Source organism: Planktothrix prolifica NIVA-CYA 540, from assembly GCF_963864145.1.
Classification (GTDB): Bacteria; Cyanobacteriota; Cyanobacteriia; order Cyanobacteriales; family Microcoleaceae; genus Planktothrix; species Planktothrix agardhii.
The window spans coordinates 4821886-4843119 of record NZ_CAWLTW010000001.1; the positions used below are offsets into that span (position 1 = coordinate 4821886).

Annotated in this window: 20 protein-coding genes; 8 read left to right on the forward strand and 12 right to left on the reverse strand. The window is 41.1% G+C overall.

What is annotated here, in order from left to right; genetic code table 11:
* Positions 1–48: 48 nt before the first annotated feature.
* From AC559H_RS21440 to AC559H_RS21465, 6 genes are all read right to left on the reverse strand, one after another.
* On the reverse strand, positions 49–1068 hold the full coding sequence (locus tag AC559H_RS21440) for a hypothetical protein (protein WP_026794987.1): 1020 nt from the start codon (positions 1066–1068) through the stop codon (positions 49–51).
* Positions 1069–1091: 23 nt separating this feature from the next.
* The gene (locus AC559H_RS21445; protein WP_036833046.1) at positions 1092–1736 is read right to left on the reverse strand and encodes a calcium-binding protein; all 645 of its coding nucleotides are present in this window, start codon (positions 1734–1736) and stop codon (positions 1092–1094) included.
* 13 nt (positions 1737–1749) lie between these two features.
* The gene (gene puuE / locus AC559H_RS21450) at positions 1750–2691 is read right to left on the reverse strand and encodes an allantoinase PuuE (protein ID WP_026796872.1); all 942 of its coding nucleotides are present in this window, start codon (positions 2689–2691) and stop codon (positions 1750–1752) included.
* A 32-nt stretch (positions 2692–2723) separates the two neighbouring features.
* Positions 2724–3431 (reverse strand): Uma2 family endonuclease, encoded by a 708-nt coding sequence (locus tag AC559H_RS21455; protein ID WP_026794985.1) that lies wholly within the window; start codon positions 3429–3431, stop codon positions 2724–2726.
* 131 nt (positions 3432–3562) lie between these two features.
* Positions 3563–3811, reverse strand: coding sequence for a hypothetical protein (locus tag AC559H_RS21460; RefSeq protein ID WP_026794984.1), 249 nt, complete (start codon positions 3809–3811; stop codon positions 3563–3565).
* A gap of 202 nt (positions 3812–4013) precedes the next feature.
* Entirely contained in the window at positions 4014–4604 is a 591-nt protein-coding gene (locus AC559H_RS21465) for a GNAT family N-acetyltransferase (RefSeq protein WP_051319680.1), read from the reverse strand.
* A 668-nt stretch (positions 4605–5272) separates the two neighbouring features.
* On the opposite strand from AC559H_RS21465, the gene AC559H_RS21470 reads away from it, so the two are divergent.
* Positions 5273–6103 carry a DUF4384 domain-containing protein gene (locus AC559H_RS21470; RefSeq protein WP_051319679.1) on the forward strand — a complete coding sequence of 277 codons (831 nt, stop codon included), beginning with the start codon at positions 5273–5275 and terminating at the stop codon, positions 6101–6103.
* Positions 6104–6130: 27 nt separating this feature from the next.
* Complete coding sequence (locus tag AC559H_RS21475) at positions 6131–9706, forward strand: CHAT domain-containing tetratricopeptide repeat protein (protein WP_052349634.1); 3576 nt, start codon at positions 6131–6133, stop codon at positions 9704–9706.
* Positions 9707–10068: 362 nt separating this feature from the next.
* Here AC559H_RS21475 and miaA read toward each other — a convergent pair whose 3' ends face one another.
* Positions 10069–10992, reverse strand: coding sequence for a tRNA (adenosine(37)-N6)-dimethylallyltransferase MiaA (gene miaA, locus AC559H_RS21480; RefSeq protein ID WP_237157276.1), 924 nt, complete (start codon positions 10990–10992; stop codon positions 10069–10071).
* A 183-nt stretch (positions 10993–11175) separates the two neighbouring features.
* On the opposite strand from miaA, the gene AC559H_RS21485 reads away from it, so the two are divergent.
* Positions 11176–16068, forward strand: a complete 4893-nt coding sequence (locus AC559H_RS21485; RefSeq protein ID WP_026794982.1) for an ATP-binding protein — start codon at positions 11176–11178, stop codon at positions 16066–16068.
* 159 nt (positions 16069–16227) lie between these two features.
* On the opposite strand, the gene AC559H_RS21490 is transcribed toward AC559H_RS21485, so the two are convergent.
* The 4 genes from AC559H_RS21490 to AC559H_RS21505 all read right to left on the reverse strand — a co-directional run bounded on the left by AC559H_RS21490 (position 16228) and on the right by AC559H_RS21505 (position 17632).
* Positions 16228–16404, reverse strand: a complete 177-nt coding sequence (locus tag AC559H_RS21490; RefSeq protein WP_233423074.1) for a pepsin/retropepsin-like aspartic protease family protein — start codon at positions 16402–16404, stop codon at positions 16228–16230.
* 55 nt (positions 16405–16459) lie between these two features.
* On the reverse strand, positions 16460–16720 hold the full coding sequence (locus AC559H_RS21495) for a hypothetical protein (RefSeq protein ID WP_026788402.1): 261 nt from the start codon (positions 16718–16720) through the stop codon (positions 16460–16462).
* Positions 16721–16904: 184 nt separating this feature from the next.
* Positions 16905–17177, reverse strand: a complete 273-nt coding sequence (locus tag AC559H_RS21500) for a hypothetical protein (protein WP_026788403.1) — start codon at positions 17175–17177, stop codon at positions 16905–16907.
* 71 nt (positions 17178–17248) lie between these two features.
* Positions 17249–17632: a type II toxin-antitoxin system HicB family antitoxin gene (locus tag AC559H_RS21505; RefSeq protein WP_233423073.1), complete on the reverse strand. Its 384-nt coding sequence runs from the start codon at positions 17630–17632 to the stop codon at positions 17249–17251.
* A gap of 66 nt (positions 17633–17698) precedes the next feature.
* Here AC559H_RS21505 and AC559H_RS21510 point away from each other — a divergent pair, with 66 nt between their 5' ends.
* Positions 17699–18067 carry a hypothetical protein gene (locus tag AC559H_RS21510; protein WP_071782507.1) on the forward strand — a complete coding sequence of 123 codons (369 nt, stop codon included), beginning with the start codon at positions 17699–17701 and terminating at the stop codon, positions 18065–18067.
* Between the two features lie 513 nt (positions 18068–18580).
* Here AC559H_RS21510 and AC559H_RS21515 read toward each other — a convergent pair.
* Positions 18581–18751 carry a hypothetical protein gene (locus AC559H_RS21515; protein ID WP_162832334.1) on the reverse strand — a complete coding sequence of 57 codons (171 nt, stop codon included), beginning with the start codon at positions 18749–18751 and terminating at the stop codon, positions 18581–18583.
* A 760-nt stretch (positions 18752–19511) separates the two neighbouring features.
* Here AC559H_RS21515 and AC559H_RS21520 point away from each other — a divergent pair.
* The 4 genes from AC559H_RS21520 (at position 19512) to AC559H_RS21535 (ending at position 21220) form a co-directional block, all read left to right on the forward strand.
* Positions 19512–19784 (forward strand): hypothetical protein, encoded by a 273-nt coding sequence (locus tag AC559H_RS21520; protein ID WP_026788408.1) that lies wholly within the window; start codon positions 19512–19514, stop codon positions 19782–19784.
* A complete protein-coding gene (locus AC559H_RS21525) occupies positions 19784–20239 on the forward strand; it encodes a type II toxin-antitoxin system VapC family toxin (RefSeq protein ID WP_026794981.1) in 456 nt (151 codons plus the stop codon). Before AC559H_RS21520 ends, AC559H_RS21525 begins: the two co-directional genes overlap by 1 nt.
* 405 nt (positions 20240–20644) lie before the next feature.
* Positions 20645–20809 (forward strand): papain fold toxin domain-containing protein, encoded by a 165-nt coding sequence (locus AC559H_RS21530; protein ID WP_158295822.1) that lies wholly within the window; start codon positions 20645–20647, stop codon positions 20807–20809.
* A 42-nt stretch (positions 20810–20851) separates the two neighbouring features.
* Positions 20852–21220: a hypothetical protein gene (locus tag AC559H_RS21535; RefSeq protein ID WP_051319738.1), complete on the forward strand. Its 369-nt coding sequence runs from the start codon at positions 20852–20854 to the stop codon at positions 21218–21220.
* Positions 21221–21234 lie beyond the last annotated feature (14 nt).

Consider the following 21234-nt stretch of genomic DNA (forward strand, 5'->3'; position numbering starts at 1 on the left):
TGTGTTAATCTGCGTCATCCGTTTAATCCGTGATCGGTAATTAGTAATTTAATCTATTTTAAACTCTGTTCCCCGATAACAACCTTGAAAGGAGGTGATTTCAAGTCCGGTTTTTTGTTGAAGTTGATCAACCATGCTGGAAGAAACACTATTCCATTGATAGGGAAAGTTTCCTAAATTTTGATGGGTTCCTTCTTGACTATACTCCTCAATTGGAATCCCCGAAACCCCCATAATATTTTGATCATAATATCCATTTAAAATTATTTTTTCAATGATCACCCCGGGCTGAATGTTAAGTTTCCAGGTAACGGGTTCATAGGAGGATAAAGCTAATATTATGGGTTGATTTTGACGGTTAATATTAACGGAAATTGTACCCGGAGAGCGTTGATTTCCGCTATGATTAGGATCGGCTTCATAGACTCCAATTAAATGTAGTTCTTTGGGTTGGGATGTTTTGATAAGATAATGGTTAAAATCATCAGATCCTCCGACTCCACAGGTTTGATCTTCAGCTACAATTGGTTGAGAAGGGGAAGTTACTCTTAATTGCTGTTCTACTTTGGGAATTAAAGAAGATACGGTTTTTAAACCCAATATAGTGACCAAACCCACACCAACAGTTAAGGGAATCCATTTTAGAAGATTCAATAGTAATATAGAATGGGTAATTTGATGAAATTGATATTTAATATTTGATAAAGATTGATTTTGAGTTTCTAAACAAGCAAGTAAATTTAAACTATCAGGTTGTTCTAATAAATTTTGAATCAGTTTTCCCTCTCCAACATAAAGGTTACGGGTTTTTCGATCTAAAAGTAACCCATATTGCTGATTGGGGTCGGGGAAATACTGTTGTAAACTGGAACTAATATTCGGGTGTTGTAATAAAATTTGCCAGGATAAAGCCGAAGTTGTTCCTAAGTTTTGACCATCGGTAAAGAATGCTTCTTCGATATCGGGTTCCCAATACCAAGCCACCCATCTATTATTAGAATGATAGCCTAGGGATTTTTCTAGTTGGGGATGAACACTAATATTAAGGGGATATATCTGTTGAGACATGGTTTTATCGGGGGGAATTAAATTTAAGGTAGACTTTGAAAGTCGTTGCTATTTAAGCTGTTCGCAGAAATATCAATTAATGTGGCTAATATTTCGTTAGTATTGGTAACACGAATTAGGGTATTATTCAGATCGGAAACTAAGGTTAATTGGGCAAAGGTTAATCCTCCAGTTAACCCAATTATATCCTCACCTTGGGTAAAGTCATTGATAGTATCGCTTCCTGAATTATTCGTGAGGATAAAGCGATCGCGTCCAGCCCCTCCAATGAAGATATCATTATCTTTGTCTCCATATAACCAGTCATCTCCGTCATTTCCCCGCAGAATATCTGTTCCTTGACCTCCAAATAAGGTATCATTTCCAGTGTCTCCAGTCAGGTCATCACTATCTAAATTTCCAAATAATAAATCATCTCCAATGCGACCATCTAAAACATCATTATTTTGCCCTCCATAAAGGGTATCATTGCCTTCGTTTCCGACAACTGCATCATTACCAAGATTGCCATTTAACCAATCATTACCTAAATTTCCCGATAAAAAATCATTCCCTGAAAGTCCTAATATTAAGTCATTTTCTACCCCTCCTAATATGGTATCATTATTCTCGCTTCCCAATAAAAATACAAAGGTATTGTTATCGAGAGTAACAGTTGTATCTGCCATAATATTTTTTAAGTTAAAATTGATTAATCATTAAACCGTAGTTTTCGGGTATAGGTCTATTATACTCATACCAATGGTTAGCAATATCAACCCGACGACAGATCCAAACCCGATCATAATTTTGAATATAATCTAAAAAGCGAGCGAGTGCAGCCGCCCGTCCGGGTCTACCCACTAAACGACAATGTAACCCAATACTCATCATTTTCGGTGCGGTTTCTCCTTCAGTATATAACATATCAAAAGCATCTTTTAAATAGGTGAAAAACTGTTCCCCACAGTTAAAACCTTGATTGGTAGCAAATCGCATATCATTATTATCAAGGGTATAGGGAATCACTAAATGGGGTTTACCATAATCATAAATCCAATAGGGTAAATCATCGGCATAACTATCAGAATCATACAAAAATCCTCCTGCTTCTACGACTAATTTGCGGGTGTGGGGACTGGTGCGTCCCGTATACCAACCGAAGGGGTGATTTCCGGTAATTTTTGTATGAATAGCGATCGCTTTTTCTAAATGTTCCCGCTCCATTTCTTGATTAAAATATTTATAATCAATCCAGCGATAACCATGACTAGCGATTTCCCAGTCTGCTTCTAACATAGCTGCAACGGCTTCTGGGTTGCGTTCTAAAGCCATGGCAACCCCATAAACGGTCACGGGGATATGACGTTGGGTAAACAGCCGATAGAGTCGCCAAAAACCCGCTCTGCTGCCATATTCATAAATTGATTCCATGTTTAAATGGCGCAGTCCTTGAAATGGTTCAGCCCCAATAATTTCTGATAAAAATGCTTCAGAAGTTTGATCACCATGTAGAATACAATTCTCGCCACCTTCTTCATAATTAATTACAAATTGTACCGCAATTCGGGCTTGATTCGGCCATTTAGGGTCGGGGGTGTGGCGACCATAACCGATCATATTTCTGGGATAATATTCAGACATCCGATCAATTTCCTCCAAGCAATTCGGTTAAATTAAACTTCCGGTTCAATACCTGCCGCCCGTAATTGTGCAGCTAATTTTTCCGCCCGTTGATGTTCAATTTGTGCTAATTCAAATCCCCATAATAATAGGTTTCCGCTTTCATCCCACCACCGCAACCAATATCCGGTTCTGTTTTCTCTAGTTCCTTGCCAAACTCCTAAATATAAGTTCATTTCTGGGATAAAATAACGGTTATCAGCATTAGCAGTTTGTAACTGATATTCTCCATTTTCATTTAAACCGTAGACTTCTAAAATGCCTTGATGGGGTTCAAAAATCACATAATACTTGACTTGCAAAATCGTTTGATAGAAAAACCATTTCCCCGGAGGATAGGTTGATTTGATTGAATATTCTCCTCCTTCAGTATCAGACAGAAATTCTACGACTAAAAGCGGAATATCCCCTTGTAATTGCGGGGTATAACTGCGTTGAATATCGGTTCTGGGAACTCGAATTTCTGGAATAAATGCCCAGTCTGGTGCTTTAATTACTATTTTGTCATTAACCGTTGCACAAATTCCATAATTCGTTGGAGTTAAACTATTCGGGGGTAGTTTTCCCGCATTTTGTAAACTATCTGTTAAAGCGGAAGCTAAAGCAGGTTGATTAATATTATCCACAGGATCATCCGGTAAAATAAAATCATCGGGAAGGGGTTCCCAGGTTATTTTAAAACTGGCGATTGAGGTTGCCATTTTTCTTAAAAAATAAGCTATATATTAATATTTTAATTGATATTTTGATAATTGTCAAGTTTTTAATCAAATTTAATAATTAACCGGGTTTCTAAATTGATCAAGAATAGTTAGAAACCCGAATTAATGGGTTATGGGTTAATATCGTAGGTTTCAATGATATGGGATTCGGGGAGAGTTTGAACGGGAGATGGAGAGAATTGAGAATTTAAAATTGAGACAAAGATCAGGGCGATCGCACTAAAAACAATAATCGTTAAAACCGGGTCATTAGTACGAATATGGCGCGCTGTTCCACATTTTAAACACACCCAAATATCAGCGTCGTGCCGGTTCTGAATCCACTTACACCCAAAGCCATTGCATTCATTATCTTGCATAATATCTCCTTTTATTTTAACCTAAATTGATTCAAAAAACCTGTAGGGGCGGGTTCTCGTCAACCTTTGAAAATTACCCCAAATCTTGCTAAACCCGCCCCGTTTTTTAACTTGATTTGCAAGGGAAGAACCCCCCTTAATCCCCCCTTGGTAAGGGGGGAAATTGTAGGCAATCACCCCTTTAGTAAGGGGGGAAATATGGTTAGATTTGATAGTCTGAACGGTTGATCATATAGTGGGCATATTGGCGACCATCGTAGATGAATTGATCAGTGATGGAAGTCATGCCAATTTTTTCGAGGATATGACGACTGGGAATATTATTGATATTGGCAAATGCGTCAATGCGAGGTTGATTTAAGCCGTAAAAACCCAGTTTTAAAGCCATTTTTGCGGCTTCAGTTCCGTATCCTTTGCGCCAATATTCACACCCCAAAAAATAGCCAATTTGCAGATAGGGAGTGCGATCGCTTAAATAGAGTTTAACGGCTCCCATAACATCTTTTGTCTGTTTATTCAACAGAAAATAAGCCCCCCATCCCTGTCGTTCCCAATCTTTTTGAAACGCTAAGGTTTCAAGTTTTGCTTGTGCGTTTGAACGCGCCCCAGTGGTGACATATTGCATGATTTGGGGGTGTTGTAACATCTGTTCAATGGGTTCAGAATAATCGGGGTGAGGTTTAATTAATTGCATCCGGGGCGTTTCTACGGTTGTCGGTAATTGCAGATTAAATTGACGCTTAGGGGAGCGTTTAATATCGTTTGCACCGATGGATAATTCGTAAGATGTCATAATCTATTCCTGAACTATGCTCTCATATTGACAGGAAATTATTTAAAGCGTAACTGACACTCATTAACGAATCAATAGCATTATTAAACAGCTTTTATTAAACGGGTTTCTCAATTTTTTAAGGTTAATGACCATTAACGATTTAATAATCAGGATAGCCCGGAAATCAATTTCGGGCTGAAAGCGAAAACCAGTTAAAACGGGTGATTGAGACAACTATAACAAGTCTAAATGGATTTTACAAAAGAATGATTAAGATTATTAATTATAAATAATGGACACAAATTCTAGTGTAGGGGCGAGGCGCGCCCATCAGTGTCAAATTAAGCCTAAAAGTAGGCTAGAAAACCGAAAGTTCGTTGATTTTTTTAAGCGTCCTAGATCCCCCCTAACCCCCCTTGTCAAGGGGGAATTAGAGTTCAAAGTCCCCCTTTTTAAGGGGGATTTAGGGGGATCTAATCTTGGCTATAATCAGAAGTTTTCGGCTTAAGTTGACACCAATGAGGCGCGCCTCGCCCCTACGATTTTTTGCTCTTATCGGTTAATGCTCATTAACGAAATAATAGTAATTTTCAAAATAGATAATTTTAGCTTGAATTTTATCAAAGGGTTTGTTATAGTAAAACTAGATAACTTCAGAAACCCGGTTTCTAAACCAGAGGAGAATTATGGTTATTGCTAATATTCCACATGATCAATATTTTGCAGAAGTGGCACAATATTGGAATCTGCCCCAATTATATGCAGATTTAGCGATCGCAAATGGAAAAGAACTAACATCGGTGCAGAAAAAATACTTGAGAGGATTACTTTTAGGCTTTAGTCCTCAAGATATTGCTGCAAAAGTTTTCTCAAGTGCTAATAGCGTGAGAGTGACATTATCCAAAGATGTTTATCCAGCAATTAAACAACTTTGTAATATTGATCAAGAGCTACAGGGGGGTCAGGTAACAACGTTATTAGCAGAATATAGAATCACCTTAACCTTAGAACAAGTTTGGCAAGACTTAGAACAACTTGCCACCCAAACTGATAAAATGTATCCTGTGGCAATATCCTCCCGTCCTCAAGTTCAAAGTTTAGATTGGACAATGGATGAACAACCGGAAACCAAATTTAAAGTTAAATTAGGAGATAAAATTAAATTTGAGATTAATTTAGAGGTATCGGGATATTTAACCTTATTGCAACGGGGAACATCGGGAAAGGTGATTTGTTGTTGTCCCTCTCCCCTAGCAACGGATATCTATTTAATCAACGGTAAAACCATCTTACCCCAACCCCAAACGGGTAAATCAGCTATTCCCATTACGGGAAGTTATGGCACAGATAAATTTTTAGCCCTCATCACTCCCCAACCCTTAACCCTAACTTGGTTAAAACAAGGTTATGAAAAATTCCTATCCTTAACGGTAGAACATTTATTAGAACTTCAGAATAACCTCAACCCCAGCAACGGCCATCAACTGTTTTCTTCTGAATATTCAATTATTGCTTAATTCCCTAACCCAGAGGAAGGTATAAACATGAATAAGAACAAAGTCACGGTTTACAAAAAGTTAATTCAAGTAATTCAAATTTTTGGTGTTATTTTTTTTGTTGCTTTAATTAAGTTAGTTCTCTACCTGAAGGATAAGTTATTAGAATTAAATCCATTGGATCAATCAAGAAAGTTGAAAAAACAATGGAAACAACTCAACCGACAGGTTATTAACCTCGATCAACAAGGCGCATTTACTGAGGGGATAGCGGTTGCTGAACAGGCGTTAGAATTAGCTTGTTATCTCTGGGGAAAAAACCATCCCAATATTGCCGCCAGTTGTAATAACCTGGCAGAACTCTACAGAAGTCAAGGACGCTACAGTGAAGCCGAACCCTTGTATTTAGAATCCGTCGCCATCATCCGTCAATCTTTACCCCCCAACCATGCTGACTTAGCCAGAGGCTTCAATAACCTGGCAGTGCTCTACGAAAGTCAAGGACGCTACAGTGAAGCCGAACCCTTGTATTTAGAAGCCGTAGCCATCATCCGTCAATCTTTACCCCCCAACCATCCCAGTTTAGCCCGGCACCTCAATAACCTGGCAGTGCTCTACGAAAGTCAAGGACGCTACAGTGAAGCCGAACCCTTGTATTTAGAAGCCGTAGCCATCGACCGTCAAGCCCTATCCCCCAACCATCCCAGGTTAGCCACCCACCTCAATAACCTGGCAAACCTCTACAGAAGTCAAGGACGCTACGGTGAAGCCGAACCCTTGTTTTTAGAAGCGGTAGCCATCGACCGCCAAGCCCTATCCCCCAACCATCCTGACTTAGCCAGAGACCTCAGTAACCTGGCAGTGCTCTACGAAAGTCAAGGACGCTACAGTGAAGCCGAACCCTTGTATTTAGAAGCCGTCGCCATCATCCGTCAAGCCCTATCCCCCAACCATCCTGCCTTAGCCGAGCACCTCAATAACCTGGCAGGACTCTACGAAAGTCAAGAACGCTACAGTGAAGCCGAACCCTTATTATTAGAAGCCGTAGCCATCGACCGTCAATCTTTACCCCCCAACCATCCCCATTTAGCCATGCACCTCAATAGCCTGGCAGAACTCTACAAAGCTCAAGGACGCTACAGTGAAGCGGAACCCTTGTATTTAGAAGCGGTAGCCATCGACCGTCAAGCTTTACCCCCCAACCATCCCCATTTAGCCACCCTCCTCAATAACTTAGCAGCACTCTGCACAGGTCAAGGACGCTACAGTGAAGCCGAACCTTTGTATTTAGAAGCCCTAGCCATCGTCCGCCAAGCCTTATCTCCCAACCATCCTGACTTAGCCACCCACCTCAGTAACTTAGCAACATTCTTAGTCACGACTGAACGTTTTGGGGGTGCGTTCCTCTTAATGCAGGAAGCCCTGAAAATAGAAGATTACAATATTCAGCAGGTGTTTGGGTCGGGTTCAGAACGCGATCGCCTCAACTACCTAAAAACCCTTCGAGGGAATTTTTATGGCTTCCTCTCCCTAGTCTGGCAATATTTCCCCCAACAGCCGCAAGCCGTACAAGCCGCCTTTGACTTAGTGTTGCGCCGCAAGTGCTTGACGGCTTCCGCCCAAGCTGCCCAAAACCTCGCCCTCGCCAGTGGTCGTTATCCCCATCTGTTACCCCAGGTGCAAGAGTTACGGAAGATCACCGATAAAATTATTTCTCTCACCATCTCCCTAGCCAGTCAGTTTGACCAGCGAGACCATATCCTTGAGCAGATCGGGACGTCGCAAAAACAAGCCGATGAAATTAACCGACTGATCGCCCGTGAAATTCCTGAAGTGCAACTGCAAAACGCCCTCCCCGACCGTCAAGCAGTGGCGTTGGAACTTCCCCTCGGTAGTACCCTGTTGGAGTTTGTGCATTTTCGGGTGTATGACTTCACCGCCCCTCAACAGGAACACTGGAAACCCGCCCGTTATCTGGCGTTTATTCTCCCCGCCCAACAACCGGATCAAGTGGCGATGGTGGATCTGGGGGATGCTGAGGAAATTGATCGGTTAATTCGTCTATTTCGGGCGGGGGTTTCCCTTCAACCTGATCATTCCTCCCCTCCTCAAGAAAATGCGATCGGCCGTTTAGACTTCGGGGATGAGGAGGAGGTTGTTGTGCGGTCTTCTTCCTCCTTTGTCAGTCATGGTCAAGGGTTGCGGCGGCTGTTGTTGGATCGGGTGTTTCAGGTGTTGGATGACCTCTCCCCCGACCCCTCTCCTGCGAGGCGAGGGGAGTTTGACCTCTCCCCCAACCCCTCTCCTGCAAGGCGAGGGGAGAAAGATGTCACCCCCATTCCCTCGCAGGGAAGGGGGGCTGGGGGGGTTAGGTCACTCATCATCGCCCCCGATAGCAACTTAAACCTGCTCCCCTTTCAACTGTTAGCCCAAGAAAACGGACGATTATTAATAGAAGACTACAGCATCAGTTATTTAAGTGTGGGGCGAGAAATCTTGCGGAAAACTATTGTTTCCCATGCTATCCCATCGGCTCCCTTAATTATGGCTGATCCGAATTTTGATTATCCCCAACCGTTTCCCGAAGTTGAGGATAAAACTGTTGAAAATACGCCTCAAAACTGTAATATTGCACTCAACACCAACGAACCCCAAACCCTGCTGCAAACCTTATCGCATTTTAAACGAGCATTAGGAACCCGTTTCTTAGGAGAAACCGTTGCTAAACTCCTTAACGTCAAACCCTATTTAGAAAATGAAGCCCGCGAGTCTTATCTGCATCGCCCTCACTCCCCTAAAATTCTGTTATTTGCTACTCATGGGTTATTTGTTGGGCAGAAACAACAGCAAAATTATCAGAATTTAATACAAGATTTGCTGACTTGTCCTCAAGGGGAAGAAAATAATCTGTTAAACGCCCATAAGGATTTATGGAATAAAGATTTATTAGGGTTAATGCAACTCTATGCAGATTTATACAAATTAAATGATCGGCAAAATACCGCGAATTTCTTAAATTCTTGTGCTAATTTCATCGAAGCTGAAATCAAACCTTCCTCTGAAGCTCTTTCTTCTAATGTTGAAGATCCGATGTTAAGATCGGTATTAGCATTAACCGGAACTAACACAGTTTTACGCGGTCAACCCTTACCGGAAGAATACGGAAAAGGATTAGTTTTTGCCCTAGACGTGGCAGCATTGGATTTATGGGCAACGGAAATTAGTATTTTATCCGCTTGTCAAACGGGATTGGGAGATTTAGCATCAGGAGAGGGTGTATTTGGGTTGCGTCGGGCATTTGCGATCGCAGGTTCAAAAACATTACTTATGAGTTTATGGTCTGTTCCCGATAAAGCAACGGCGTTGTTAATGCAGTTATTTTTTGATAAAATAGATACGGGTTGGGGTCGTCTGCAAGCGTTAGAATTTGCCCAAGATTATATTAAAAATGCGACAATTTCTAAATTACAAACAACGGAACTGGGTCAAACTGTTCTCAAAGAATTATACCCCAAAAACGACTATCCCGAACCCGATTATCAACCGTTAAATCATCCTTATTTTTGGGGTGCATGGGTTTGTCAAGGAGAAACAGCACCTCTGTCTAGCCCATTAATGAATTAGAATTATAGCAAGTCTAAATGAATGGTACAAAAGAATAAGTAAGTGGGCGAGAAAATTAACAAGTATGTAACGAAAAGTTAACTTTGTTGCTCTGAGTGAAATTTCATCCGTTGTGTGCTGTAGTTTCCTCTTTCTGCCCTAGCTTGAATACCATTAATTACCGCATAAGCCAGATCTAATTCATCCTCAAAATATTAATATTTTAATTAATATTTTGATAATTGTCAAGTTTTTAATCAATTTTATAATTAACCGGGTTTCTAAATTTAATAATAGTTAGAAACTCAGTTTATGAATTATGAGTTAATTTTGATTTGTAGGGATAAATGAGCCTGAAATCTAGGCACAGCAAGGAGGCAATATTACAACCTATTTAGGATTGCTATAGCTTGCCAAACTTGATCTAATAAATTAGAACTATCGGCATCAAACCATTGAATTTCAGAAATAGCATTAAACCAAGTTCGTTGTCGTTTGGCAAATTGTCGGGTATGTAATACGATTAATTCCTTGGCTGTTTTTAAAGAAATATCCCCAGCTAAATATTGTTTTATTTCCTGATATCCTAAAGTTTCTAATAACGATAACTTAGTTCCATATTTTTGACATAAATTTTCTACTTCCTGCACAAATCCTCGTTCGATCATGTCTTCAGTCCGTTTTTGAATCCGATGAATTAATGCTTCTGGTTCACAATTTAAACCGATTTGTAAAATTGGATAATTCGGAGGATTTTCTCCTTGTTGTTCAGAAATCGGACGACCTGTAATATAATAAACTTCTAAAGCTCGTAAAGTTCTAACCTGATCATTAGCATGAATTTTCTGCGCTGCCATCGGATCAATTTGTTTTAACATTTGATAACATTGCACTTGACCTAAACCTTCAAGTTGCGATCGCAATTTTAAATTAGGTGCAACCCTCGGAATTTTCATTCCCCGCACAATAGATTTAATATATAATCCCGTACCACCAACTAATAATATAGGAGCAGAAACATCAGAATTCATAATCAATTCTTGCGCTTGATCCTGATAATCTGCTACAGTTAAAGTCTGGGTTGGTTCACAAATATCAATCAAATAATGGGGAATCCCCCGACGTTCTTCAAGTGTTGGTTTCGCCGTCCCAATATCAAACCCTCGATAGACCAAACGAGAGTCCGCACTCAAAACCACAGACCCCAAACGCTCCGCTAACTGGATTGCCAAACCCGATTTCCCCGTAGCCGTCGCACCACAGATGACAATTAACTGGGGTGACTGTGGTATTGTACAAATAGTCAACTTTCCTTCTCCTTGCGCCCATCACGGATAACCGAATATATCAACCCTGTCCAAATTTCATTTGAGAATGCCCTACGATCCTCTCCAACCTATTTGTGCTACAATTTTTGAAAGTTTTATCATTTTAATGTAAGAACGCCATAAGGGACGTTTTTACTCAACCAATACTGGAGTCGTGATCAAATGACCAGCAATTACAGCGCCGACCAAATTCAAGTCCTTGAAGGTTTGGAAGCCGTTCGCAAACGCCCTGGAATGTACATTGGTTCCACAGGGCCAAGAGGACTCCACCATTTAGTATACGAGGTTGTAGACAATGCGATCGATGAGGCGCTGGCTGGCTATTGCACCCACATCGAAATCGATTTCAACGCCAATGGTTCCGTCACCGTCACCGATGATGGTCGCGGTATCCCCGTCGATACCCATTCTAAAACCGGAAAGTCCGCTTTAGAAACGGTGTTAACAGTTCTGCACGCCGGAGGTAAATTTGGCGGTGGCGGTTATAAGGTTTCTGGGGGTTTACATGGGGTCGGGGTTTCCGTTGTTAACGCCTTATCAGAATGGTTAGAAGTCACGGTTTTTCGTGATAGAAAAGAATATTCCCAACGCTTTGAACGGGGGACTCCCGCCACGGAACTGACATCAAAACCGATCAAAGAAGCCCGCACCGGAACCTCCGTTTGCTTTCTACCTGATACTGTAATTTTTACTACCGGAATTGAGTTTGATTGTGATACCATTGCTTCCCGTTTACGGGAACTTGCCTATTTGAATGCGGGAGTTAAAATTACTCTGACAGATAGTCGTTTAGAACTGTTAAGACGGGAAACTCCCAGGATAGAAACCTACCGTTATGAAGGCGGAATTCGGGAGTATATCGCCTACATGAACAATGATAAACAACCCCTCCATGAAGATATTATTTATACTTGTGGAGAACGGAGTAATGTTCAAATAGAAGTCGCTTTGCAGTGGTGTACCGATGCCTATAGTGATACGGTTTTAGGCTTTGCTAATAATATTAGAACTATCGATGGTGGAACCCATTTGGAAGGGTTAAAAACCGTTTTGACTCGGACTTTAAATGCGATCGCCCGTAAACGGAATAAACTTAAAGAAGGAGAAGCAAATTTAGGCGGGGAAAATATTAGGGAAGGTCTGACCGCCGTTATTTCTGCGAAAGTTCCCGATCCTGAATTTGAAGGACAAACCAAAACCCGATTAGGAAATCCAGAGGTTCGGGGAATTGTTGACTCCTTGGTGGGGGAAGCTTTAACCGAGTATTTAGAATTTAATCCAGGAATTGCCGATGCGATAATTGAGAAAGCCATCCAAGCCTTTAAAGCCGCAGAAGCCGCTCGTCGAGCCCGGGATTTAGTTCGTCGAAAATCGGTCTTAGAATCCTCACCTTTACCCGGTAAATTAGCGGACTGTAGTACCCGAGATCCCCATGAATCCGAGATTTTCTTAGTCGAAGGGGACAGCGCTGGCGGTTGTTTCATTAGTTTTACTTATATATTGCTGGCTGATGGGTCAGAAAAAACTATCAAAGAAATTGTTGATGAGCAGGCTGAGGGGAAAGAGCATTTTTGCTACACCATTAATCAAAGTGGCAATATAGCCATTGAACGCATCACCAATGCACGACTAACGAAGAAAAATGCCCAAGTCGTGAAATTAACTTTAGATAATGGAGAAACCCTGATTTGTACTCCCGAGCACCCGTTTATGTTGCGCGATCGCACCTATAAAGCAGCAGCAGAATTAACCCCAGAAGATTCCTTAATGCCATTTCATCGCAAAATTTCTCAGAAAGGGGTAGATGGAGGATTAAACGGTTATGAAATGGTTTGGAACCCCGGTTATGATAAATGGATTTATACCCATTTATTAGCCGATTTTTATAACTTAAAACATGGGGTTTATCAAGCGTCTGAAGGCAATCATCGTCACCATGTTGATTTTCATAAACTTAACAATAATCCCACCAATATCAAACGCTTACCAGCAGAAGAACATTTAGCCTTACATCGCGCTAATTTGGAAAAAACCTTACATCGTCCTGATGTGATTGAGAAAAGTCGCCAAGTGCATCAAAGTGAAGAATTCCGAGCATTTATGAAGCAACGAATGATGCACCCTCAAACCCGACAAATCCTGTCAGAACAAGCTAAAGCACAATGGGAAAATGAGGAATATAAAGCTTATATGGGGGAGAAATGGCGAGAGTTTTATGAAAGTAATGAGGAGTATCGCCAAGAAAATAATGAAATGTTATATCAGGCGCAACAAGAATATTGGAGTCATGAAGAAAATCGCCTAAAACAATCGGAACGGGTGCGTCAACAGTTTGCAGATAACCAGGAATTACGAGAATCTTATTCTGAAGCAGCGAAAAAACAATGGGAAGATGAAGAACTTTTGGAATGGCGACGGGAAAAAACGAAGGAACAATGGACAAGAGATTTTCGTAAAAAACGCCGTCAAGCATTAGATGAAACCTATTATGCCAAAACACTGGCTGCGCTTTATAAAGTCTATTCCCATTATGGGTATATGGACGTTGACAAGTACGAAGATTATCGCAAACGTCAAAAAGATAACAGTATACTGAAGTTTAAAACCTTTTGCGATCGCTATTTTGAAGGGGATGAAGTTGCCACCAGAACTGCTATTCGTAACTATAACCATCGGGTAGTTTCTATTGAATGGTTAGAAGAACGGCATGATGTTTATGATATTGAGATTCCCCATAGCCATAACTTCGCATTATCGGCGGGTATATTTGTGCATAATAGCGCCAAACAAGGACGCGATCGCCGTACCCAAGCCATTCTTCCTTTACGGGGAAAAATCCTGAATATCGAGAAAACCGATGATGCCAAAATCTACAAAAATAATGAAATTCAATCCTTAATTACAGCATTAGGATTAGGGATAAAAGGAGAAGAATTTGATGCTTCTCAATTGCGGTATCACAAAGTCATAATTATGAGCGTTGCGGGTGATGAACCAACCCTAGTAATGGAAGATACCGGAAAAACGGAATTTGTGGAAATTGGCAAATTTATTGATGAGTGTATCGAAGGGAAACGTACCCCAGAACGCTATCAAGTGATTGCCTTTGATCCCGTAACCCATGCCACCCGTTTTCGTCCGATTAAAGCCGTAATTCGTCACGGTCATGAAGAACCCATGTATCAACTGACGACTCGCTATAATCGTCAGATTAAAGTCACATCTTCCCATAGTGTTTTTGTTTATGAAAACGGGGAAGTTAAACTCAAAAAAGGCAATGAAATTAAACCGGGAGATTGGTTAGTTGCCAGTCGTCGTTTACCCCGTTCAACTGAACCCCAAACCCGAATTGATTTACTCCGAACTTTATATGAAGCGGGTGTAACTCAATCATTATATTTACAAGGAGAAGATGTTCGTAAAATTGCCAGTCGGCGAATTTTAGCCCAGGTTGACAAACCGGAATTATTCAGTGAAACCCGGGTTGAATTAGATGCTCAAGGATGGGAACAATTAATTGCCCAACGTCAAGCATTAGGCATGACTCAAAAACAATTGGCAACTGCCATTGGAGTCAAACAACCCATTACTATTAATCACTGGGAACGGGGAATTAATCGCCCAATTTTGTCTAATTTCTTGGATTATTTAGAGACAATTGGAGGTAACGAAAATATTGTTTACCAAACCCTTCCCTCTAAAATTGATCAACTCCTGACTCAAGATGACAGCAGTAAAAACGCCCGTTGGCGAGAAGTTAGTAATTACAAACCCTTTGAATATTTCACACCAAGCGAGTTAATTCAGTTGGGGGATAACCTAAAAATTGTTCCTCAAGCGCACCAGAATAAAGCCTTTGATCGCTATTTACCCATTACTTCAGAATTGATGTGGTTTTTGGGTTGGTATGTAGCGGAAGGAACCCTATCAAAACATCAAGTCAGCCTGAATTTAGGCACAAAAGATGAGCGATTTATTCCTGAGTTAATTACAGCTATTCAAGAGGTATTTGGGGAAACCCCACGCCGCTATAATGATCCCGAAAGTCAGGGGATTAAACTGTACTTTAATAGTGTAGCTGCTGCCCGACTTTTACAGGCTTGGGGATTAGGAAAAAAATCCCATGAAAAACAAATTCCTGATCTGGTTTTCTCGGTGACAGAACCTTTACAAATTGCCTTTTTAGAGGGGTATTTCTTAGGGGATGGTACAACCAGTGGGGCGAATATTTCTTGGACTACAAACTCCAATTCAATTAAGAATGGATTACTCTATTTATTCGGACAATTGGGATTAATTGCGAGTACCAGTGAACATCAACCTCAATTGAATGACACAGCCCTAATTCAAACCCGTTATCCCTACTATACCCTGACCCTTTGTGGCAAACAACAACTCGAAAGTTGTCGTTTAATTTGGCAACGTCATTTAGGGGTAGAAAAACTCAACGCCTATTTACAACTTCCGACTCAAAAACCGATGGATTATTTACCCATTAGTGAAGATTTAATGGGATTAAAAGTTATCAAGGCAGAGGAGATTGAATTAGTTGGAGAGTATGTTTATGACTTCTCCGTTGATGGGGATGAAAACTTTGTTTGTGGAACTGGAGGACTCTGCTGTCATAACACCGATGCGGACGTTGATGGAGCCCACATCCGAACTTTGTTACTCACCTTTTTCTATCGTTATCAACGGGAATTAGTGGATCAAGGCTATATTTATATTGCCTGTCCTCCCCTGTACAAAGTGGAACGGGGACGTAACCATCAATACTGTTACAATGAGCGAGAATTGCAAGAGCATTTGAGAAGTTTACCCGCCAATGCCAACTACAATATTCAACGGTTTAAAGGGTTAGGGGAAATGATGCCAGAACAACTTTGGACAACCACCATGAACCCAGACACTCGCATGATTAAACGGGTTGAAGTTGAAGATGCCGCCGAAGCTGATCGGATTTTTACTGTATTAATGGGCGATCGGGTTGCCCCCCGTCGGGAGTTCATCGAAACCCACGCCCCCCGATTAAATTTAACTGATTTAGATATCTAAGGGGTTTGGGATTGCTTGAGGTATGATCTAAAAACCCGATTTCGTGAAAGTTATCGGGTTTTTAATCTTCAACGCATTTGCGATCGCGTGGAGTGAGAAACCGGGTTTCTGAATAAAATATCGGCGGCGATGCTTGAGTTATCTGATCGACCCGGTTTCTTAAGTTGCGATCGCATGGTAATGGTATTGAATAGGAACGGTTTGCTGTTCCCATATTGCCCCTAATTGTAGACCAATCTGATATGGGAGAACATTAACACTTGCACCAGTATCTAATAATGCCATCACTTCTACAGAGTTGCTACCGATGGAGAGAGTAATGGGCAAATATGGCATGACACTCGATCGCCCAAGGCTATCAATTCTCTCTATAAATGGGAATCGCTGACTATTAAGCATGGGCTGATTCTTGGGCGGTAGCTAGAAGTTCTGATAATGCTTGAATTGACTCCTGATCTGCCTGTGGAGACCATACAACTGCACTCGTTGATGCTAGTTGATTCAAAAGTATATTTTCTGAATTAGTATCTTCAGCAGGTTCTAGGCTGCATCCTTGTTCCTTGGCAACTGCAAGTAGGAGAAAGTGAATGAGTCGCAGTTTATCTTGATGAGATAATTGATTAACTGTGGGTAAAAGTTCACTGAGAGGCATATCGCTTGTTTAAGAGTATATATATTTATTTTAACCTTTAAAATTGTGTTTTAACGGCGATCGCGCTTTCTTTTGGAGGGGCGATCGCACTACAAATCATCGATTTTAATCGGTATAGTTGAGCCGTTGAAGAGCAGAAATGTCAGGGTGATGGTTGCGTGTCTATCAGTTACAATGCCGGAAATCACCTGTAAACACGCTCCATAATTCCACCGAATGATACGGCTACATTGTATCCAATACGAATACCAAATAGACGAGCATTTGGATGTTTTTCACTGAGTTTTCGGGCTGATTTTAACCCGGTTTCATCTACTTCGTAGTCTCCTGATTCAAAGTCGATGATCACCATCTTGCCGATATTTTCGTCTATCTCAACTTGTTGACGGATGCTACTCTCATACAATTGTCGGGCGCGTCGTGCCACTTCTTCTCGGCTTAAAAGGATGGTTTGCATAGTCTCGCCTTGCGATCGCTATACTTAATATTATACCGCAGATATTGATCGCTTTGGCCCAAAAGCAGGCATTATGCAACTTCCTTGATCGATAATTCTATTCCATCGACAACAGGTAAAGGCAAATTCTGCGAAATCCGCAACAAAATCCAATCTTCCAAAACCTCTGCCAATTCTTCTCTGCAAGTTTCGAGTGCATCTGCATTAGCCCATAGACCCTGAAAGCCGGGAATTTCCCCGAAAAAAGTACCATCATCTGTCAATATCTTGTACTTGGCTTTATGCAAAGCGGCTTGGAGGTATTTTGTCAACATAACAAGTGTCTTTGATTTCCCTGAAAACAGTCTATCATGGAAATAAAAAAATATAGAGAACTGATTAGAAACAGAGCGATCGCTCTTTCTTTTGGAGGGGCGATCGCGTGGAGTGAGAAACCGGGTTTGGTGAACACTCATCTCGGTTCTTGAGTTATCTGAGAAACCCGAAATCTTACAATTATTTGAAAAATATTGAGGTGAAAAATGCACGATTTATATAGGCTGATTGAGAAAATTAAGAAGGCTCCTTCAATGTACTTGGGACGACACTCTATTATTTGTCTTCAGGCTTTTTTGTCGGGTTACAGCGTTGCTAAATATGAGTTAGGAGAACAGCCAACGAAACAAGATCGCGATTTTATGCAGTTTTCTGAGTGGATACGAAAAAGATTCAATGTGCAGACTAGCCAATCTTGGGCTAATATCATTCTTTTTTATTCTGAGGATGAAAGTAAAGCACTTGATAAGTTTTTTGAACTCCTAGATGAATTTATAAATCGGAATCCTGCTGATGATAATTTAGTTAAAGAAGGATTGGATATGTCGGAAAAAGTGGAAGTTTTTAGAAGTTGACAAAAAGAGCGATCGCGTGGGGTTGAGAAACCGAGTTTCTGAATAAAATCTCGGCGGCGATACTTGAGTTATCTGAGAAAACCAGTTTCTTAACCTGCACTATTTTTATGACTTAATTTTCGGTTGGTTCAATATCTTGGATACTCAACAGATCGATCAATGGCTTGAGATCGAGATACATAGTGCGATAAGGTACAGATGGCGGTAAGGACTCACGCCAGTAAACCAATCTTGATGGCTGGAAACGATCGGTACTGAACACCCTCATCTAGCAGGATTGTTTCATCAACTACCAGTTTATCCGCGAGTAGAGTGATATAACCTGCCAAAGTGTTTTCATGGCGTAAAATCCAGCATTGACTGATACGAGCGTCTATCTCTCGCTGAATCCGCCCTTGTCGCCAGTAAGTGACAAATTCACCCCGTAGACAACGAAACCCCTGAGCAGAAATGGTAAGATTTGCGGTCAGATGCTCGACGGGTAACTCGGAGAAATCAACTCCAGTAAACTTACTACTGGGCGGCATTAGCAGACTTCTGACGACGGCGACGATTGGCAATACGTTCAACTAAAGCCAAAGCAGCTTCATTTGCAATATAACCGCCACTCTTAAAGGCATGGGCTAGTTTCTGAACTTCGCTGCCTGAGACAGGTTTGGAAACTGTATGGAGTGGGTACTTCATAACTTTAAGTCTGATTCTTTAGCTTTATTATAGCAGGGGTTTCCCTATTTTCCGTAAGTATTTTAGATAGAGCGATCGCGCTTTCTTTTAGTGAGGCGATGCCTTCGGCTGGCTGCGCCTACGGGTGGGGTTAAGAAACCGGGTTTCTGAATAAAATCTTGGCTGGGATGCTTTAGTTATCTGAGAAACCCGGTTTCTTAAGTTGCGACTATATTAATGGGCGATCGCGTGGCCCCCCGTCGGGAGTTCATCGAAACCCATGCTCCCCGCCTAAATTTAACTGATTTAGACATCTAAGGGGTTTGCGATTACTTGAGGTATGATCTAAAAACCCGATTTCGTGAAAGTTATCGGGTTTTTAATGTCTCTCCAATTGAAAACCACTATATTTTAGGTGATCGCTCATCAGAAACAAGAAAGCGCGATCGCATATTGCTTAAACAATTCCTTTTTTCCTTGGGTAAAGCTCAAAAGCTAATTCGTGACGAAAAAAACAGACATTAAACTCCGAGAAAAAGTTGAGGTGTCCAAGGATTACAGGTGCATCTGTCGAACGAGTCCAAGCGAATGCAAGTAAGATCGTAGAAAACTCAGCAAGTGCGCCTGAAAGCACCAATCCCCGCGCTTTACTATGAGCCAAATTCCCACTCAATTGAATAGGAACGGTTTGCTGTTCCCATATTGCCCCTAATTGTAGACCAATCTGATATGGGAGAACATTGAGGTAAACTAGAATTGCTCGAAGTTTCTGGAGTCTGACATGGAAACAATGAAACTGCGATCACATATTGGAACCGATGGCATATTGCTTCTCCAAATGCCCACTGAGTTTAAAGATACTTCTGTGGAAGTGGTGGTAGTTGTGCAGCCTCTACCATCGGAGGAAGTTAAACCGAAGTATAACGCTTGGGGACAACTGACTACTAAAAAATCAATTCAAACAGCAATTGGTAGAATGCGACAACTACGGCAAGAAATTGCCTTGGATAAAAGCTCAATCCGCGAAATGATAGAAGAAGGGCGCAGGTTCTAATGCAGTTTATATTGGATTGTTCTGTAGCAATCAGTTGGTGCTTAGTGGATGAAGATAACGATTATGCTAATGCTATACTCGCGATGATGCCGGATTGCGAAGCGTTTGTACCAGGAATTTGGTCGCTAGAAGTTGCTAATACTCTCCTGGTTGCCGAGCGACGCAATCGCATGACGACTGAGCAATCTGAGATGGCTATTACTTTTTTACAATCACTTTTAATTCAGGTTGATGAAGCTACGGATAGCAACGCACTGTCGTCAACTCTGGTACTAGGAAGACAAGAAGGTTTAGCTGCTTATGATGCAGCTTATTTAGAGTTAGCATTAAGATTGGAATTGCCGATCGCAACACTTGATACTCGCTTGGCGGAATCGGCAATTCGCTGCGGTGTGGGGTTGGTAGTTGTTGATGGAGAAATGCCAGAGACGGTTCTTCCGTACTTATTATGCTAATTTATTGAGTGCAAAGATCGAAATGCTTGTATCGCAGGCTATAAGGATTTCGAGAGCCATTTTCAGCCTGATCGAACAAAAATTGCCCTTGATCAATGCCATACATTGCTTTTAGCAGTTTTGACTGATAGTTTAGCATAATATGTCCTGAAGAACCCGTTTTGAAGGAGAGGTAGGAGTGGTAACGCTCCTATCGACTCTAACAGCCGAAATCCTGATGAGCGCTAAATACCCCAAGGGGTTATAGTTTTGGATTTGGTGGTGGTGGTGGAATACTTATATAGCCCATTCCAATCGCCTAATACCCCTAAGCCAGCTCCTCCCAAAATATCCTTATAACGTTTTAGATAAAGATAGGAGGAGAGTTTTGCAGTTTGAGTTTAGATCCGAGTAATTTAGATGATAATGGATACCATGAAGGAATATCAATTACAATTGACATCAGAGGAAATTATTTTTGATAACATAGACCATAGTGGCGTGAATCGGCAGGAATGGCTGCAAAATTTAACCTCTCCTACTCTGGAACTAGGTATGGGAATTTTTCAGATTATAGAAGAGGAATTTTGAGCCGAAAAGCTTACAATTATTTGAAAAATATTGAGGTGAAAAATGCACGATTTATATAGGCTGATTGAGAAAATTAAAAAGGCTCCTTCAATGTACTTGGGACGACACTCTATTATTTGTCTTCAGGCTTTTTTGTCGGGTTACAGCGTTGCTAAATATGAGTTAGGAGAACAGCCAACGAAACAAGATAGCGATTTTATGCAGTTTCCTGAGTGGATAAGAAAAAGATTCAATGTACAGACTAGCCAATCTTGGGCTAATATCATTCTTTTTTATTCTGAGGATGAAAGTAAAGCACTTGATAAGTTTTTTGAACTACTAGATGAATTTATCAATCGGAATCCTGCTGCTGATAATTTAGTTAAAGAAGGATTGGATATGTCGGAAAAAGTGGAAGTTTTTAGAAGTTGATAAAAAGAGCGATC